Source organism: Caulobacter sp. P1_D6 (assembly GCF_056406095.1).
In genome coordinates this window covers 1-1,265 of record NZ_JBFUAW010000082.1, presented here as the reverse complement: position 1 = coordinate 1,265, position 1,265 = coordinate 1, and the positions used below count along the sequence as shown (strand labels likewise).

Below are 1,265 nucleotides of genomic sequence, written 5' to 3'. Positions count from 1 at the left end.
CCTCCCCCTGTGGGGGAGGTGATCGCGCAGCGATCGGTGGGGGGAACTTTAGGGTCGTCGATCGTGGATCTGGCCATCTGCAGATCACTCCCCCCTCCGTCGGCTTCGCCGACACCTCCCCCAAAGGGGGAGGGCCTGGATGACACGACTTCACCGCTTCACGCGGAAAGCCGCTGAAGGTGTGGGGAGGGCCGCGGAGCGCCGGGCCAGGCCCGGAAGCTTTGTAGAGAAATACCGTTTCGACCAGGACCGACGCTCCGCGCGATCGTTATCCGGGAGCGTCCGGCGATCGGCCCTGTTCAGGCCTCGCCGGCTTTAAGCCCCCGACGGGCGGGCCGGGCTCGCGTCGCCCGGTCCCGGAACGCACGGGTCACCCCATGCCTGTCGCGCCGCCAGCCCCTTCATCAACGCCGTATCCGTGTTCCGAGCCCGGCCGGCATCAGATGACGAGGGTCGCGGCCCGCCTTGAGGGCGAACCGCCGCCGACGAGCGCGCCCGCTCGACCGCACCCCAAGGCCGCGAAGGTCGCAGGCCTTAGCGCCCTCCCCATCGCCTCGAAGTGGGTTGATTATGCCTTGGCGCGAAAGAGGGAGGATAAGTGGATTTTCGGCGTTGAATTCGTTGGGGAAACACGCCGGGAGCGATGGGAATAAGTTTTTACCCCTAGTTCACGGCGTGACCGATCAAGGCACCGGCCCAGGCGGCCGCCGCCACGAGGACCACGCCGGGCGCCACCCTCAGAGCGAAGGCGCGGCCTCCGCTGGTGGCGGCCACAACGATCTTGGTGATCGTGTTGGTGGTGAAGCCGGCCAGGATCGGGATGACGGCGTCCTGGGCCGGCATGCGGCCATTGGCCGTCAGCGAGGCGATCGAGATGGCCGGCGCGTGGGTGTCGACGAAACCGGCGACGGCGGCCGCCAGGATCGCGCCGGTCTCGCCGAACTCGGCGCGCAGGGCGGCCGAGGCCAGCAGCACCACCGACAGGGTCAGGGCGAAGATCAGGGCGCCGGCCAGGCTGAAGGCCTTGTCCGGCTCCTGTTCCCCCTTGGGCGGCGGCGTGCGCAGGGCCGCGATGGTGAAGACCGCGCCGTAGCCCGCGGCGACCAGACCGGCGCCGATCAGGGGCGCGGCCATGGCCCGCAGGACGGCCGGGCTGGTGGCCCCCACCACCACGGCCATCTGGATCACGGTGGCGACGGTGGAGAGCACGGCTCCCGCCACGGCCGAGGTCATGGAGAGCACGGCTCCCGCCACGGCCGAGGTCA

General features: G+C 70.1%; 1 protein-coding gene. It reads right to left on the bottom strand.

Going from position 1 to position 1,265, the window contains the following annotated elements; genetic code table 11:
* Positions 1-663: 663 nt before the first annotated feature.
* On the bottom strand, positions 664-1,265 hold a 602-nt coding region (locus AC1DYP_RS24765), incomplete at its 5' end, for a DUF4010 domain-containing protein (RefSeq protein WP_477048558.1).